Origin of the sequence: Gallibacterium trehalosifermentans (assembly GCF_042433055.1) — a bacterium.
Classification (GTDB): domain Bacteria; phylum Pseudomonadota; class Gammaproteobacteria; order Enterobacterales; family Pasteurellaceae; genus Gallibacterium; species Gallibacterium trehalosifermentans.
Genome location: NZ_JBHLWB010000004.1, coordinates 154,622 through 172,571 on the forward strand (window position 1 = coordinate 154,622; position 17,950 = coordinate 172,571).

Consider the following 17,950-nt stretch of genomic DNA (forward strand, 5'->3'; position numbering starts at 1 on the left):
ATGATCCACATCACAAAATTTGTAAAAAACTCTCTCTATAATAGGCGCCAATTACATTAGGTGATAGAAATGAAAATTAGGATTTTTCATTAATCTATCATTATGATTTTTATTATAAAATATATGAATTGAGGTGTCTTATGAGCGAATTCCGTAAAGAAGTTGACTTACTAGGTGAAAGAGATATTCCAGCTGATGTATATTGGGGAATTCATACCCTTAGAGCGATCGAAAACTTTAATATTTCTAATAATACGATCTCTGATATTCCTGAGTTTGTACGTGGTATGGTAATGGTTAAAAAAGCTACCGCAATGACTAACGGCGAACTTGGTGCAATTCCACAAAATATTGCAGATGCAATTATGGCCGCTTGTGATGAAATCCTCACAACAGGTAAATGTATGGATCAATTTCCATCTGATGTTTACCAAGGTGGTGCAGGCACTTCCGTAAATATGAATACTAATGAAGTGGTTGCGAATATTGCCTTAGAAAAACTTGGTCATAAAAAAGGTGAATACCAATATCTAGATCCAATGGATCACGTCAATTCTAGCCAATCAACGAATGATACTTATCCAACTGGCTTCCGTATTGCGGTTTATAACAGCATTTTAAAATTAGTCGATAAAATCCAATATTTGCACGATGGTTTTGCCAATAAATCTGTTGAGTTTGCGAATGTATTAAAAATGGGTCGTACTCAATTACAAGATGCTGTACCAATGACTGTTGGACAAGAGTTCAAAGCATTTGCCGTCTTACTTGATGAAGAAATTAAAAACTTACTCAAAACAGCTGCCTTATTATTAGAAGTAAACCTTGGGGCAACTGCAATCGGTACTGCATTAAATACACCAAAAGGTTACACTGATTTAGTGGTGGAAAACCTTGCTAAAGTAACTGGTTTACCATGTGTGAAAGCAGAAAACTTAATTGAAGCGACTTCTGACTGTGGCGCTTATGTTATGGTACATGGTGCATTAAAACGTACTGCAGTAAAACTTTCTAAAGTATGTAATGACTTACGCTTACTTTCTTCTGGACCTCGTGCTGGTTTAAATGAAATCAACTTACCAGAATTACAAGCTGGTTCTTCTATTATGCCTGCAAAAGTAAATCCTGTTGTACCAGAAGTGGTCAACCAAGTTTGCTTTAAAGTAATGGGTAACGATATTACTGTTACTATGGCAGCTGAAGCAGGACAATTACAACTTAACGTAATGGAACCTGTGATTGGTCAAGCAATGTTTGAATCTATCAGTATTTTAACTAATGCTTGTGTTAATCTTCGTGACAAATGTGTTGATGGCATTACTGTTAATAAAGAAGTTTGCGAAAATTATGTCTTTAACTCAATCGGTATCGTAACTTATTTAAACCCATTTATTGGACACCATAATGGCGACAAAGTTGGTAAGATTTGTGCGAAAACAGGTAAAGGGGTGAAAGAAGTGGTACTTGAGTTGGGCTTGCTTACAGAAGAAGAGCTAAACGATATTCTTTCAGTAGAAAACTTAATGAATCCAACTTATAAGGCAAAACTTAATAAGTAGATTTAATTAAAATAACATTTAAATAAGACCCGCTAGCTAGCGGGTTTTTTTATGTTGAAGATCTATCAAATATCCCTCTCTTTCTATTGAATATTTTAAATATAAATTGTAAGAGATTGTTTTATATAATAAAAAATGTGTATGACACTACATCATACACATTCAATTTAAGGGCTTATTGGTAATTTATACTTATAACGTTGGCATACTAAATGCCGCACCTTGTTCTCTGACTTTGTGGTTTGGCCAACGACTGGTTACGGTTTTCATTCTTGTATAGAAACGAACACCATCTGGACCATAAGCATTTAATGGACCAAAAATTGATGATTTCCAACCACCAAAACAGTGGAATGCCATTGGTACAGGAATTGGAATATTAATGCCGACCATGCCCGCTTTGACATCGTGGCTATATTGACGAGCCGCATCACCATCACTCGTGAAAATTGCACTACCGTTACCATATTGATGATCATTGATTAATTGAATTGCTTCGTCATAACTTTTTGCACGCACGATTGCTAATACTGGTCCAAAAATTTCTTCCTGATAAATTTTCATTTCAGTTGTTACATTATCGAATAGCGTACCGCCAATAAAGTAACCATTTTCATGACCTGCAACTTTATAACCACGACCATCAACAACTAATTTTGCACCTTCTGCTACACCAGAGTCTACATAACTAGATACTTTCGCTAAATGCTCTTTAGAAATGAGTGGACCCATATCATTTTCTTTTTCGCCTTCAGGTAATATGCCAGGACCGATACGTAAGGCTTTTACTTTTGGTGCGAGGCTTGCTACTAATGCATCAGCAACGTTATCGTCAATAGTTACCGCAACAGAAAGAGCCATACAGCGTTCACCGGCAGCTCCAAAAGCGGCGCCTAATAAGGCATTAGCTGTCGTTTCAATATCGGCATCAGGCATAATTAACGCATGATTTTTCGCCCCACCTAAGGCTTGAACACGTTTACCGTGTGCAGATCCAACTTCATAAATATATTGGGCAATAGGTGTTGAACCAACAAAACTCACTGCTTGAATACGAGGATCTCGCAATAGCACATCAACGACTTCTTTATCGCCTTGAACAACATTAAATACGCCATCTGGTAAGCCTGCTTCTTTTAATAATTCAGCTAAACGAATAGAAAGAGAAGGATCTTTTTCAGATGGTTTTAATACGAACGTATTTCCACAAGCTAAAGCAACAGGGAACATCCACATTGGCACCATTGCTGGGAAGTTAAATGGTGTAATCCCAGCAACAACGCCTAGTGGTTGCATAATAGAGAAACTGTCAATTCCACGACCTACATTGGCAGAAAATTCTCCTTTTAGTAAGTGTGGGATACCTGTTGCAAACTCGACAACTTCTAAACCACGAGTTAATTCACCAATAGAATCGGAATAAATTTTACCGTGTTCATTAGTGATTAAACGAGCAAGACTATCAAAGTTTTTTTCTAATAATTCTTTGAATTTAAATAGAATTCTTGCGCGACGTAATGGAGATTGTTGCGACCATTCAGGAAAGGCTGCTTGGGCTGCACTAATGGCTTGTTCCATTTCACTGACAGTACTTAATTTTACCTGTTTAGTTTGTTCACCTGTTGCAGGATTATAGACAAAAGCCGCTCTTTGGCTTTGACTTTCAACAATTTGTCCATTAATAAAATTTGGAATAACTTGAGTCATAATTACCCTCATCTTTATCTTGTTTAACATTAACATTTTGGTTGGTAATGGAGACAACCATACTCCAATGAAATAAAAATTTCAAATAAAAATATTTTTAAAATATATTTTTTGTTTTATTTTGTGATCTATGTTGTATCTTAGAAAAAACAATGTTCATTGATAGGATTTTATCGCCTATACTTGAATAACTTTCTAACCAAGTATAATTCATATGAAAAAGAGGTTTTTATGAGTCAATTATTAGCTAAATCGAATAAAATCAATGATGGTTTTCGCCAAAAAATCACGCCAGAAAGTGCAGGTTGGGAATATGTTGGCTTTGAATTATTACATTTATCAGCAGGTAAAACACACTGTTTTACAACAGCTGACACAGAAGTCTGTTTCGTTATGGTATCAGGTTATGCCACTTTTCAAGTAGAAGATGAAGTCTTCGAGAAGATTGGTAATCGTCAATCGCCATTTGAACGTATTCCCCCTTACTCTTTATATGTTCCTCATCATAAAAATGTTCAAATTTTAGCAGAAAGTGAAACAGAAATTGCAATTTGTCGAGCGCCAAGTCAAGGCAACTTGCCTGTACGCTTAATCACGCCAGAAGACGTTGGCGTTGAAAAACGAGGATATGGTAATAACAAACGTTTGGTTCATAACATTTTGCCAGAAACTGAACCTGCAGATGCATTACTGGTAGTAGAAGTCTTTACTGATGAAGGGTGTACGAGTTCTTTCCCAAGCCATAAACACGATCAGAAAAATAGTGAAACAGAAACTTACTTAGAAGAAACCTATTATCATCGTTTTGAACCAAGTCAGGGGTTTTGTCTTCAACGTGTTTATACCGATGATCGCAGTTTAGATGAGTGTATGGCAGTATATGATGGAGATGTCGTTCAAGTCCCTAAAGGCTATCACCCAGTCGCAACGATTGCTGGCTATAATAACTATTATTTGAATGTAATGGCTGGTCCAGTAAGAAAATGGCGGTTTACTTGGGAAAAAGATCACCAGTGGATCAATACAGAAGCCTATGCTAACAAATTTCCTAAATAATTTCCCTTTTTAATTTTCATCTTTTATTTATCTTTGCCAACTCTTGTAGTTGGCTTTTTTATTTTGAATAAAAAAAGTGTGGCTTAACCACACTCTTTTTGTTTATTGTTTTTCTATATAAAGAAGTGTTGCGGTGCAAGGATCTTGTGGAAATAGGGTTAAGCCTACTTTTGTTAGCCATTCTCCTGTAAATTCTAATGTTTCCCCATTTAATAATTTCGTTAACCATTGTGGGTAGATTTTCATTAAATGACCAGCGCGTTGTTCACGAATCGTATCAGGTAAATCCAATAATGAAACTCGATATTTTGCTTCTGGTATAAGATTAGGAATACGAATATGACCTGGTAGTAAGTAGTCAGGTAATTTTAATTGTGCAATAGCAAAGACGGCTGTTGAACGATCTTTGGCAATGACACCGCTAATTTGAATGGCAGGATCTGGCATATCTAAACGCACGATATTTCCTGTGTGTAATAATGGGCGGATTTGTTTATATAGAGATATATATTTGGTAAATCCAGCTCTTTCAGTTTCGCCCTCTTTGACGGGATCGAGTTCGACACCCATATGACCAAAGAGCGCTGTGATACCTCTAAATTGAATATTTAATTGGCGATATGTAGAATGACAATGTTTCCCACCAATGTGTGCACCAATGACTTCTAATGGGAAGAAATAACTCATATTGCGTTGGATTGTTTGCCGTTCTAACGCATCGTTATTATCAGATGCCCAAAATCTATGTGTACGTTTTAAAATTTCGTAATCGATTCTTCCTCCACCTGAGGCGCAAGCTTCAATTTCGACATTTGGATAACGTTGACGAATTTCATCATGTAAGCGATATAATGCTTTTGTTTGTCCGTCTAATCCAGGTTTACCTTGATGTCCTGGCTGTACAATTCTACGATTCATATCCCATTTGATATAATCAATTTCGTGATGACTTAGTAGCCAATTCATTCGTTCTAATAAGTAGTTAAATACCTGAGGATTTTGTAGATCTAAGGTAAATTGATGACGTTCTGCTGGTTGATCATACCCTTCTAATTGTAATAACCAATCTGGGTGGTTTCGATATAGATCGCTATCTTTATTGATCATTTCTAACTCTACCCAAATACCAAATTGCATACCTAATTGTTTTACACGATTAATAATTGGGGTAAGACCTTGTGGATATTTGCGTTCATCTAAATACCAGTCTCCAAGCCCAGCATAATCATCATTACGCCCTTTGAACCAACCATCATCAATGATAAATCGTTCTACTCCCATTTCAGCTGCTTTTTCTGCCATGGCTAAGATATGCTGTGGATCATGATCGAAATAAACCCCTTCCCAGATATTTAGATGAACAGGGCGAATTTTTTGGGTAGGGAAATCAAGAATATGTTCTCTGATATGGGTATGAAATTGTTGGCTCATTGTGTTGAGTCCAGTTGATGAATATGTGCTATATACCCAAGGAGTTGAAAACGATTGATTTGAGGAAAGGTTGATTTCTCCTGCAAAATAAAGCGCTTCTAGTTGTACAAAACGTCTGCCGTCAATTTTTACATCTGCACGGATTCTGTGATTGCCGCTCCAAGCAAGATGAAATCCCCATAATTTTCCTTGTTGTTCACTGAAATTTGGTTCACCGATAATAATGCCTGGGAAGTATTCGTGTGAAGTTCGACCATAACGATTTTCTTGAATAAAGGCACCATGTTTTAAAGATTGGCGTTGCGTTTGAAATTCTCTAATCCAGCGACCATAAAAAGACATGACATCATTAGCCTGTTCTGGTAGTGGAATGGTTACCGATAAGCGATTGAGGTTGAATTCACTTTCAGCTAAGTTATGTAACGTATTACGTGTTTTTAATACCCCATTTTTATCAAGTTCAAATTCACTAATAAATGCTAATTTAGCAATCGGATCTTCGGCTGTAATTTTGACATAATTATGTTGTTGTTCGACATGGGTAGTATGGAAAACAGGAGACCAATCTTTACCATTTCTTGAGCCCTCAAGACTTGGGCTATCAAAAAAACCGCGTCCATTTTCAGCTGCAAGCGTGGTAGGGACATCTATATCTAATCCACTATTAGGCGTGCATCGACCAAGTGAGAGAATGTCTTGTTGATCAAAAGTTGTAAGATGTTCTCCCCAATAGAGTATTTCTGCATAAGGAGATGTGCGAAGAATTAGGTCATTAATTGGTGTTTGTAGATGAATATATTGTTGCATAATATTTTCCTTATTGAGCTTGAAGATGTTGATGGTTGATTTTTTGCAGTCTATATCTTTCGCTAATATCAACACGTCCAGTTAATGTGAAGAATGAAATAATGGTAAAGGTTAGTGCAATACAACCAAGTACGAGGTATGCGGTGTGAAAACTAAAATTGTCATATAAGCTACCGACAACAGTAGACATCAGCATGGTAGCGACTTGTTTTGAAAATTGGCAGGCAACAAGATAAATCGTAGCGGAGAAGTGCACCTCAAATACAGTGGTAATATATTTAAATAATCCTACAAGATAAAATGGCACTTCAAACATATGTAATGTTTTTAAGATCACAACTTCCACTGGTGTTGTTGCAAAAGCAGAGCCTAGTATGCGGATACTCATAATGCTACCAGCAATCAATAACGCATTTTTAGCACCTATACGATTAATAATTAAAGGGACAAAGAACATAATTGTAGCGTTAAGGATTTCACCGCCAGTTGTAACAAAACCGAAGACTTCAGTACCAACTGCCTTTGATGAGAAGAATGAGGTAAAGAAATTTGCAAATTGTTGGTCAAAAATATCATAGACACATACCACCCCAATGACATAAAGCAGTAATGCCCAGAATTTTGGTAATTTCAATAGTGCAATAGCTTGCTTTAATGTAACTGGATTGGTATTGGCGCCTATATGTGCGGCAACTTTTGTTGCGGGACTATTTTCTACTTTAGCGAAGAATAACAGTACCAATAAAATAATGGCACACCCCGAACCTAACCAAAAGACAAAACTTGGGTTGATATTGAATAAAACGCCAACGAGAGAAGCGCATAATGCCCAGCCTAACATGCCAAACATTCTTGCACGACCATATTCAAAATGGCTACGACGGCTTACTCGCTCAACAAATGCTTCTGAGGCAGCTGCACCGCCAGAGAATACAAAGCCCATATATATCCCGCCAGCAATGGCGCCTAAGACAACATTAGTTTGTAGTAATGGACTAAATACATAGATGAAAAAAGGCGCAAAGAATACAAGGAGAACCGCAATAGCCCAAAGTAAGTGTTTCTTTACTCCTAATTTATCAGAAACATAGCCAAAAATGGGTTGGAAACAGAGGGCAAATAGCGACATAAATGAGAAAACAATACCTGTTTCTGTTTTCGTTAAGCCATTTACATCACTTAGCCAGATAGGTAAAAAAGGATAGCAAGTTGCCATAATGAAGAAATACAGGAAAAAATAGATGCCGAAGATCCAGAAATTCCGATTTTTTATATAATAGCAATCGTTATTTTGTTGTATTGTGGTCATAAATCACCTCTTATAGTATATTTAATGTGTTAAATGTTAACGTTAACTATCAAAAAATAAATCTTCATTTCTTTTAAAATGTGATAAATATCAAAAATGTTAACCTTAACATTGTGATTTTGTGATAATGATCACATATATAAAGATTGCCTTTTGTTAAAAAAGTCGCAAAGTAAGAGAAAAGTTTTATTGAAAAAAGAGAATTGGATTAAAAATGTCATCATTAAAAGAAGTTGCTGAACTTGCGGGAGTATCGCTTATGACAGTTTCAAGAGCGATTAATGAGCCACATAAGTTAAAAGCTAAAACATTAGAGCTCGTGATGAAAGCCATAGAAGAATTAAACTATGTTCCTGATTTATCAGCGCAAAAAATTCGTAGTGGTGGCAATAAAAGCACATCTATTGGCGTTTTATCGCTTGATACAGCAACGACACCATTTTCAGTTGAAATTTTACTCTCTATAGAAGAGACAGTCAGAAAACATGGCTGGAATTCATTTATTATTAACACCTTTAATCATGATGATGTTGATACAGAAGTAAATCTGCTTTTATCTCACCGCCCTTTTGGCATTATTATTTGTACCATGGGGCTAAAACCAATTCAGATACCAAATAAGTTACGTCATAAACCAATCGCATTAGCGAATTGTATTAGTGCTAGCGAAAGTTTCCCTGTGGCAAGTTATATTCCTGATGATTACCAAGGTCAATATCTGGCAACGATAGAGTTAATTCAACGAGGTTATAAAAGACCGTTATGTTTTTATTTGCCGAAAAAAGCATTAGCAACACAATCCAGACGAGCAGGATTTATTGCAGCTTGGCAACAGTATCAAATGGCGTTTATGCCATTAGAATATTATATGTCAGATAAAGATGAGAACTTTCTCGATATTTTACCTGTTTTAGAAAAGCATATTGATAAAGAAAAAAGTGATTTTGATGTATTAGTTTGTGGCAATGATCGTCTGGCTTTTATTGCTTATCAATATTTATTATCAAAAGGATTTCGTATTCCACAAGATATTGCCGTACTTGGTTATGATAATATGATAGGCGTTGGCGATTTATTTATTCCTTCATTAAGCACCATTTCGTTGCCTCATTATGAAATGGGACGTCAAGCAGCCTTACATTTAATTGAAGAACGACAAGATAAAAAAATTCACAAATTAGTCAGCCCAATGATTATGAGAAATTCATTGTAAATAGTATGATGTTGCTGTAAGAATAATAAAAAACGTGCTTTATTCATTAGCACGTTTTTTTTCTTTGTTATGATTTCTCAATGACATCTTGAATGGTAATATCAATTTCTAACGAAACGATTTTATGCAAGATTGAGTGTAAATCATCGATTTTATTACCCTCTATTTCATTCAGTTTTAAGCCATTAATAAAGGCTGCAAATACGGCTTTATCAAAAAACTCTGGTGCATTGATACCATGCAATACTGATAAACGCTGGGCAATAGATTGACTCTCTTTTTCTAATTCCGCACGAGATTGTTGAGGATTTGCTTTTAATAGACTGAGGGTAATGTAATAACGTTGTAAGGTTTCTCTTACCCCTGCTGCAAGGAGTTGTAACGCTCTACCACGTTTTTTATTAATCGTTAATAGATTTTCATGTCGTTTTAATATTTGTTGGCGACAAAGCTCATCAATAATGGTTAATAAATATTGGTGTAGTTTTTCTTGTGGAATATTCAAGAAGAGCTCGTTTGCCAAGAATGGATAGAATTTTTCTACCGCATCAAGTGCCAAATTTAACTCAATCGCTTCATGATGTAACACTAGACTAGCAATAAATGATGGTAAGACAAATAAGTGTTGAATGTTGTTGCGATAATATGTCATTAAAACAGCGGAAGAACGTTCTAAGCGAATAATTTCGCCAAAATTGTCTTTTTCAACGATAATGCCGACTCGATCTAACCCTAAAACATGATTCAATAAACTTTCCCCTGTTTCATTTGGCAGAATAATATCATCGTCATAGCAAGTATTCCGTAATAGTTGTAGATAAGTATCAAGTTGCTCAATTAATAGTGCTTTAGATAACGCACGTTGACGAGAAGATAACAAAATTGAACCTGTCAAATTCATCGCATTTACCGCTGCTGCACGGTTAATATTGACCATGATTTGATTAGACACACGATCAACGGCTTCATTAAACCATTCAGGACGATTTTTATCATCATCATGACGCCACTGAGGATAATGCTGATTTAGGTAAGTATTTAATGTAATTGGTTCTGCAAAATTCACATAGCCTTTACCAAGGTTTCGTAATTTTTTGATAACGCGTAATACCAACCCTGCATTTTCTTTCTCTTTGGCTGCACCGCGCAATTCTTTTGCATAAGTATCCACTTCTAACACATGTTCATAACCGATATAGACAGGGACAATCGTAATAGGGCGGGTTTGTTGCCCACTTTGTAGGGCTTGCAATGTCATTGAGATCATACCTGTTTTTGGGGCAAGTAAACGTCCTGTACGTGAACGCCCGCCCTCAATAAAGAATTCAACGGAATAACCTCGATGGAATAATTCAGCAAGGTATTCTCTAAAAATAGTAGAGTAAAGGCGATTCCCTTTGAATGTACGACGAATAAAGAATGCCCCCCAGCTACGGAACATACTCCCGACAGGCCAGAAATTAAGATTAATTCCTGCAGCGATATGTGGTGGAACTAAACCTTGATGATATAAGACATAAGACAATAAAAGATAATCGATATGACTACGATGACAAGGAACATACACGATTTCATGCCCGTCTAATGCTAATTTACGGACACGATCTGCGTGTTCTACACTAATACCCTGATACAGCTTGTTCCATAGCCAACCTAAGAAACGATCGGCAATTCGCAAACTACTGTAATTAAAATTAGCGGCAATTTCTTCGAGAATTTTTCTCGCCTCTTGTTCGGCTTTTTCTTTGGAAATTTTTTTATTATTTGCTTCATCTTCAATCGCAGCCACAATCTTTTCATTAATCAATAACTTAGCGAACATTGCAGAACGGTTAAGTAAGCGTGGACCAGTCGCAGAAATCCGCTGTTTTGAAAAATGAATACGCGCAACACGAGGGAGTTTTTGAGCAAGTTTTGGATCATTGCCATATGTATTAATCATATATCGTAAAGAAACAGATTGTGAAAAACGCACAAAATTATCCCGTCCAAACCAGAGAATGGTGGCAAATTTTTCAATACCATTGAGTAAACGTAATTTAGGTAGCCCAGATTTATCTTCATAACCAGGTGAGCGTCCCCATAGAACAGAGACTGGAATGAGTTGAACATTAAGTTCAGATAAATCACGATGTAATTCTAAATATTGTGAGAAAATTTGTTCCGTTTCTTTTTTTGCCGTTTTTGATTTAAAAAAACGACGACCTTCATCTAAAAATACGTAACGCGGTAATAGTATTCCGTTGATCTCATTCTGTTGTAATGGATCAGGCAAACCTAAGGTTAAGCAATTTTTTTGCAAAATAAGTAGATCAGTCTGTGAAGTATAAGGTAATACATAAATCACAGGTTCAGTCGTATTCAGGTTTAATTCTGTAATGGGATCATTTGGAATGGAATTACTTTTAACTAATATAGAGAGTGGAGCTTTCAATAAATTGCGATAAAAATTGAGCAAAGTCGCCATTTTTTATTCCTTTATTATCAGTTTTATACGAAAAATTGCGTCATTTTAGCATAAATTCATAGATGAAAAGCAGTTATCAGATCAATGCAAATGTTGAAAGATAGACAAAATATTAGGAAATAAGCTTTTCAACATCATTTTTACTGTATATAATAACAGGTGATACTGTATAAAAGAACAGAGAATTTATTATGGCTAAATTAACAAAAACGTTGACAGCACGTCAACAAGAAGTGTTTGATTTTGTAAAACAACATCTAGAGCAAACAGGAATGCCACCTACTCGAGCTGAGATTGCCAAGGAATTAGGTTTTCGCTCCGCAAATGCCGCAGAAGAACATTTAAAAGCACTGGCGAAAAAAGGGGTAATTGAGATAGTTTCTGGTACTTCACGAGGTATTCGTTTAATTGGTGAGACGATAGAAGATGTTATCAATGAGGAAGAAGAAGGGTTGCCGTTAATTGGCAAAGTTGCGGCAGGTGAACCAATATTAGCTGCTGCACATATTGAAGCAACGTATCAAGTTGATGTGAATATGTTTAAACCAAAAGCTGACTTTTTATTAAAAGTGCAAGGAATGTCGATGAAAGATATTGGTATTCTCGATGGTGATTTGTTGGCAGTTCATAGTACAAAAGATGTTAGAAATGGGCAGGTTGTAGTAGCTAGAATTAATGATAATGTAACCGTAAAACGCTTTGAACGAAAAGGCAATATGTTATATTTACACCCAGAAAATAGCGAACTCTCGCCTATTGTCGTTGATTTAAGCCAAGAAGACGTAGAAATTGAAGGAATTGCAGTTGGTATTATTCGTAATAATGCATGGATGTAGAACGGTAATTCCTATTAGCATATTTTTATAATATGAGGTTTTCTTTCTAAAGGGTAAGAAAACCTTTTTTATTGTTAACTGCGAAATACAAAATAAACACACCCTAATAAACAACACCCAGCCCATACATAATCTAATTTAAATGGCTGTTTGAAGAACCAGATTAAGAAAGGTACAAAAACAATCAAGGTGATGACTTCTTGGGTAATTTTTAATTGTCCGAATGAAAATCCTTGAGCAGCAAGAAAGCGTGTCGCTGGAATCATGAAACTATACTCTAGTAAAGCAATCAACCAACCGAAAAGAATAGCTTGCCAGATTGGCGCATTGTGTAGAAATTTTAAATGGCTATACCATGCTAATGTCATAAAACAGTTAGAGATAACTAATAAAATTAGTGGAAAAAGGTATGCAAACATATAACGATGCCTATTAATTTATGATAAATAAGATAAAAAGCAGGCATAGTGAAAACTATGCCTGCTGAGATGAATATTTTATTTGAAATTGAAACTTATAGGAAGATGCTAGCGATGGAAACAATCGTAAAGCCAACAACGCCCAAAATAGTTTCTAATACAGTCCACGTTTTAAAGGTTGTTTTCGTATCCATTTCAAGGAAACGGCTGATTAACCAGAAACCTGAATCATTAACGTGTGATAATACAGTTGCACCCGATGCAATAGAGATAACGATAAAACAGAGATCAAATTGAGAAAGTCCTGGTGTTGCTGCAACCGTTGGGGCAATGAGTGCTGCTGTTGTAGTTAGGGCAACGGTTGCTGAACCTTGTGCAACGCGTAAGCAAGTGGCAATCACGAATGCGGCAACAATGATAGGTAAACCTGTGTCAGATAAGGTAGCCGCAAGTACATCACCAATCCCACTAGCACGTAATACGCCACCAAACATTCCACCTGCTCCAGTTACTAATACGATTGAACAGATTGGACCTAATGCGCTATCACACAGTTTTTCAATTTGTTCTTTGGTACGTTGTCCTTTTAATAACAGGATAGATACGAGTAGGGTAATTAATAATGCGACAGGTGTTTTCCCTAACATTCTAAGAATCTCTACCCAAGTTTGCGAACCGTCAATCGCTTTAATGGTGCTAAGTGTGTTCAGACCAGTATCTAAGAAGATTAGACAGAGTGGCAATAAAAGAATAAATAATACTTTGCCAAAACTCGGTACTTCTGAATTTGCTGTTTCAGCAACTACATTTTTACTTAAAAAGGTAGTTGGTAGAGCAACATGAATCCGTTTACCAATAAATTGACCGTAGAGATAACCACCTATATACCAAGTTGGGATTGCGGTAATTAATCCGACAATCACTAATAATCCCATATTTACGCCAAGTAATTCACCTGAAGCTACTGGACCTGGGTGTGGCGGGAGGAAAGCATGCATAACGGCAAATGCCCCTGCTGCAGGGAAAGCATATTTTAAGGTAGAATCACCGAAGCGTTTTGCTACACTGAAGATTATCGGTAACATCACGACTAAGCCCGCATCAAAGAAAATAGGGAAACCAAAGAGTAAAGAGGCTACCCCTAATGCAAATGGTGCTCGTTTTTCACCAAATTTATTAATTAAGGTATCCGCGAGAACCTTTGCGCCACCTGTAATTTCAAGTAAGCGTCCTATCATTGCGCCTAAACCGACTAATAACGCAACCGAAGCCAATGTATTACCAAAACCAGTCAACATGGTTGGTACGATTTTAGCGAAAGGCGTGCCTGTTGCTAAGGCTGTGAGTAAACTCACTAATGTTAAAGCAACAAAAGCATGAACCTTAAATCGCATAATTAAGATTAATAATGCGATAACAGCACCAAGCGCAATTAATAGTAATGATGTGGCATCATGAGCCATAATAGAGTCCTCCAGACGAAGTTTTTTTTTAATTCATTGTGCAAGAAACACTTGATTTTAGATAATGGTTAAATGTTACCGATAACTGTAAAAAATAAAAGTGCTAAAGAGGGGTAAATTTTAAATTTGCGATCTAGATCATATTTTTATTAACTTTTGTGGTGGTTTATTACTCTTTTTGTATTTATTTTATTCATATTTTCTTTTTTTGATGAAGATCACAGAATTTAGGATAAATTAAACTTGTGCATTGAATGTTACCGATAACGTGATAAGATGATACTAATTTCAGTCTGTATGAACCATATACAAGAGGTGTCTTATGTCGATAGGAAAAAGTTTTATTCTAATGGGGGTATCAAGCACAGGGAAAACCAGTGTTGGTACGGAAATTATTAGACAATTAGGCATGAAATTAATTGATGGTGATGATTTACACCCACGTGCCAATATTATCAAAATGCGTGATGGACAACCTTTAAATGATGAAGATCGTGCGCCGTGGTTGGAGCGTATTCGTGATGCAGCATTTAGCTTAGAACAAAAGTCTGAAAAAGGTATTATTATTTGCTCGGCGTTGAAGAAGAAATATCGTGATCAAATTCGTGAAGGAAATAAAGATGTAAAGTTTATTTATCTGAAAGGCGATTTTGATTTGGTATTTTCTCGAATGCAAAAACGCCAAGGGCATTATATGAAAGCTGAGATGTTAAAAAGTCAGTTTGCAACATTAGAAGAGCCTCAGTCTGATGAAACAGATGTCATTCATATTGATATTGATGCCCCATTTGCAACAGTTGTTGAGCGTTGTGTAGCAGCCATCAAACCATTTTTGGAGTAAGTGGCAATGAATCCAATTATTACTCAGGTTACACAACGAATTCTTCAACGTAGTCAGGCGACTCGTCAGCGTTATTTACAAGGGATTGAACAACAGCTACAACGAGGAAAAAGTCGAGCAACGCTAAGTTGTGGCAATTTAGCACATACTGTTGCAACCTGTTGTCCAGCACAGAAACAGACGATTCTTGATTTTACAACAATTAATGTGGGTATTATTTCTGCGTATAACGATATGTTGAGTGCACACGCGCCTTATTTTGATTATCCAATACAAATTAAACAAACACTGGCGAAATTAGGACATTCAGCACAAGTTGCCGCAGGTGTACCAGCAATGTGTGATGGTATTACACAAGGGCAAGAGGGAATGGATCTTTCGCTATTTTCTCGTGATTTAATTGCTCAAGCGACTGCCGTTGGATTAAGCCATAATACGTTTGATGCAGTTTTGCTTTTGGGAATTTGCGATAAGATCGCACCTGGGCAATTAATGGGTGCGTTATCTTTTGGACATTTACCGACAGCATTCGTGCCAACGGGACCAATGACAACAGGTATTTCAAACAAAGAGAAGGTTGCTATTCGTCAACAATATGCAGCAGGAAAAGTCGGCAAAGAGGCATTACAAGCAATGGAAAATGCGGCTTACCATAGTAATGGTACCTGTACTTTTTATGGTACGGCAAATACTAACCAATTAGTGTTTGAAGCAATGGGCTTGATGTTGCCAGGTTCAGCCTTTGTCCCTGTAAATAGTCCATTACGCCCACTTTTGACAGATTTAATCAGTCAACAAATGGTAAAAATTAGTGGTAATAGCCGTGATTTCCGTCCATTGGCAAACGTGGTTGATGAAAAAAGTTTGGTTAATGGCTTAGTTGCATTACTCGCTTCTGGGGGAAGTACTAACCATACTATGCATATGATCGCCGTTGCGCGTGCTGCGGGATTTATCATTAATTGGCATGATTTTGCAGAGCTTTCGACAGTAGTACCATTATTAGCGAAAGTGTACCCAAACGGCTCAGCCGATGTAAATGAATTTCACCAGGCGGGTGGCGTACCCTTGTTATTAAAACGTTTAGCAGAGCGAGATTTATTACATCTCGATGCGACACCAATTTATGGCACTATGCAGGATTATTTTATGATGCCAACCTTGGTTGATGGGGTATTGGTTTATCAACAAATTACAGAGACGGCAAATCCTGACGTGATCGCACCACAAGGGAAAGTGTTTAGTGCACAAGGTGGTTTAAAAGTGGTTGAGGGGAATTTAGGACGCGGAATCATCAAAATTAGTGCCGTAGCAGCAGAGCATCGAAAAATGACTGCGCCTGCTATCGTTTTTGAAGATCAAGACGCAGTAGTTGCTGCATATAAACAAGGTGAGTTACAACAAAATGCAGTGATTGTGGTACGCAATAGTGGACCAGCTGCACGAGGCATGCCAGAGTTACATCAATTAATGCCAATTTTAGGTAATTTAATGGAGCAAGGTTTTCAAGTAGCACTCGTAACAGATGGGCGTTTGTCTGGTGCATCTGGGAAAGTCCCATCAGTTATTCATCTTTCGCCTGAATCAAGTAAAGGTGGACCATTAGCTTATTTGCAAACAGGTGATATGGTGGAAATTGATGCGGAGCAAGGCATATTGCGTTGTTTGCATGATCTACAAGATCGTACAGCTGTAGCGGTTGATCTTGTGGCGGATTACCAATGCTCGGGACGAGAATTATTTACCTTATTTAGAAAAAATATTTCTTCGGCAGAAGAGGGGGCAACAATTTTATATTAGGAAAAGCAAATGGCGGGTTATACCCCGACATTTGATGTTTAAATGCTTTCACCAATATGAATATGATAACCTAAGTCAATAATACTGCTTTGTTGTGGAATACCATTAATCCTATTTAATAATTCTTCTGCGGCACGTTGACCAATCGCAAGGCGAGGTGTAATGACGCTAGCTATCTGAGGTGTCATTGATTGCCCGACATCATGCCCATGGAAGCCTGCAATACCAATCTGTTCTGGTACATTAATACCTAAACGCTGGCATTCAAATAACGCCCCTATAGCTAAGTCATCATTAGTACAAATAATTCCATCTATTTCTGGATATTTAGTTAACGCTTGATGGAGTAATTCTGCGCCAAGTGAGAAAGATGATGGACGTTCTGTAATCATACTGTGCGGGGTTAATCCATGCTTTTTCATTGCTAGTTCATAGCCTTGCATTTTTAATTGGGTACGCTTATCCATGCGCGCTGAAAAGTAGATAATTTGTTGATGCCCTCGTTGAATCATCGTTTCTGTCATCGCTTGTGAAGCTACTGTATTATCAAAACCTATGGCTTGTTGAATGCCTAATTGACTACTATCCATAATTTCAATGACAGGAATATTGGCTATTTCAATCATTTTTAAGGTTCTTTCTGAATGGTGATTTTCTGACAAAATCAAACCATCAATATTATAAGAAAGTAGTGATTCAACCCGTTTTTCTTCTTTTTCCAAGCTATAACCGTAGTGAGCTAACATTGTTTGATAACCCGCCCGATCAGTAATTTCTTCGATCCCTTTAATGACATCGGCAAAGACTTGGTTAGTCAGTGAGGGAACTAAAACACCAATCGCTCGACTTTTTGCATTGGATAACATACTGGGGGCGCGATTTGGAATATAGCCAAAATGTTCAATCGCCGTCGCTATTTTTCTGCGCGTATCGGGCGCAACGGATTCAGGGTTGCGTAAGTAACGACTAATTGTCATTTTGGTTAAGCCAAGATGATCTGCAATAGTTTGTAGCGTTGGACGTTTATGTGATGTACTCATGA

13 protein-coding genes are annotated in these 17,950 nt (G+C 36.9%); 6 read left to right on the plus strand and 7 right to left on the minus strand.

The features are described from left to right. Positions 1-140: 140 nt before the first annotated feature. Positions 141-1,559, plus strand: a complete 1,419-nt coding sequence (gene aspA, locus ACFFHK_RS05215; protein WP_382370237.1) for an aspartate ammonia-lyase — start codon at positions 141-143, stop codon at positions 1,557-1,559. A gap of 192 nt (positions 1,560-1,751) precedes the next feature. Here aspA and ACFFHK_RS05220 read toward each other — a convergent pair whose 3' ends face one another. Continuing rightward, the gene (locus tag ACFFHK_RS05220; protein ID WP_382370239.1) at positions 1,752-3,266 is read right to left on the minus strand and encodes a CoA-acylating methylmalonate-semialdehyde dehydrogenase; all 1,515 of its coding nucleotides are present in this window, start codon (positions 3,264-3,266) and stop codon (positions 1,752-1,754) included. Positions 3,267-3,497: 231 nt separating this feature from the next. On the opposite strand from ACFFHK_RS05220, the gene iolB reads away from it, so the two are divergent. After that, on the plus strand, positions 3,498-4,322 hold the full coding sequence (iolB, locus tag ACFFHK_RS05225) for a 5-deoxy-glucuronate isomerase (protein WP_382370241.1): 825 nt from the start codon (positions 3,498-3,500) through the stop codon (positions 4,320-4,322). Positions 4,323-4,424: 102 nt separating this feature from the next. Here iolB and ACFFHK_RS05230 read toward each other — a convergent pair whose 3' ends face one another. Beyond that, entirely contained in the window at positions 4,425-6,560 is a 2,136-nt protein-coding gene (locus ACFFHK_RS05230; protein ID WP_382370243.1) for an alpha-galactosidase, read from the minus strand. Positions 6,561-6,570: 10 nt separating this feature from the next. Continuing rightward, the gene (locus ACFFHK_RS05235; protein WP_382370245.1) at positions 6,571-7,869 is read right to left on the minus strand and encodes an MFS transporter; all 1,299 of its coding nucleotides are present in this window, start codon (positions 7,867-7,869) and stop codon (positions 6,571-6,573) included. 214 nt (positions 7,870-8,083) lie between these two features. Here ACFFHK_RS05235 and ACFFHK_RS05240 point away from each other — a divergent pair, with 214 nt between their 5' ends. Then, positions 8,084-9,082, plus strand: a complete 999-nt coding sequence (locus tag ACFFHK_RS05240) for a LacI family DNA-binding transcriptional regulator (RefSeq protein WP_382370247.1) — start codon at positions 8,084-8,086, stop codon at positions 9,080-9,082. Between the two features lie 67 nt (positions 9,083-9,149). On the opposite strand, the gene plsB is transcribed toward ACFFHK_RS05240, so the two are convergent. After that, complete coding sequence (gene plsB, locus ACFFHK_RS05245) at positions 9,150-11,549, minus strand: glycerol-3-phosphate 1-O-acyltransferase PlsB (RefSeq protein ID WP_382370249.1); 2,400 nt, start codon at positions 11,547-11,549, stop codon at positions 9,150-9,152. A 191-nt stretch (positions 11,550-11,740) separates the two neighbouring features. Between plsB and lexA the strand changes: the two genes are divergently transcribed. Then, on the plus strand, positions 11,741-12,385 hold the full coding sequence (gene lexA / locus ACFFHK_RS05250) for a transcriptional repressor LexA (protein ID WP_382370251.1): 645 nt from the start codon (positions 11,741-11,743) through the stop codon (positions 12,383-12,385). Between the two features lie 74 nt (positions 12,386-12,459). Here lexA and ACFFHK_RS05255 read toward each other — a convergent pair whose 3' ends face one another. Beyond that, positions 12,460-12,804 carry a DMT family protein gene (locus ACFFHK_RS05255; protein ID WP_382370253.1) on the minus strand — a complete coding sequence of 115 codons (345 nt, stop codon included), beginning with the start codon at positions 12,802-12,804 and terminating at the stop codon, positions 12,460-12,462. Between the two features lie 95 nt (positions 12,805-12,899). Next, the gene (locus ACFFHK_RS05260; protein ID WP_382370255.1) at positions 12,900-14,267 is read right to left on the minus strand and encodes a GntP family permease; all 1,368 of its coding nucleotides are present in this window, start codon (positions 14,265-14,267) and stop codon (positions 12,900-12,902) included. Positions 14,268-14,589: 322 nt separating this feature from the next. Between ACFFHK_RS05260 and ACFFHK_RS05265 the strand changes: the two genes are divergently transcribed. Both ACFFHK_RS05265 and edd read left to right on the plus strand, forming a co-directional pair. Continuing rightward, on the plus strand, positions 14,590-15,108 hold the full coding sequence (locus ACFFHK_RS05265; RefSeq protein ID WP_382370257.1) for a gluconokinase: 519 nt from the start codon (positions 14,590-14,592) through the stop codon (positions 15,106-15,108). Between the two features lie 6 nt (positions 15,109-15,114). After that, positions 15,115-16,908 (plus strand): phosphogluconate dehydratase, encoded by a 1,794-nt coding sequence (gene edd, locus ACFFHK_RS05270; RefSeq protein WP_382370259.1) that lies wholly within the window; start codon positions 15,115-15,117, stop codon positions 16,906-16,908. Positions 16,909-16,946: 38 nt separating this feature from the next. Here edd and gntR read toward each other — a convergent pair whose 3' ends face one another. After that, the gene (gene gntR / locus ACFFHK_RS05275) at positions 16,947-17,948 is read right to left on the minus strand and encodes a gluconate operon transcriptional repressor GntR (RefSeq protein ID WP_382370261.1); all 1,002 of its coding nucleotides are present in this window, start codon (positions 17,946-17,948) and stop codon (positions 16,947-16,949) included. Positions 17,949-17,950: the final 2 nt, after the last annotated feature.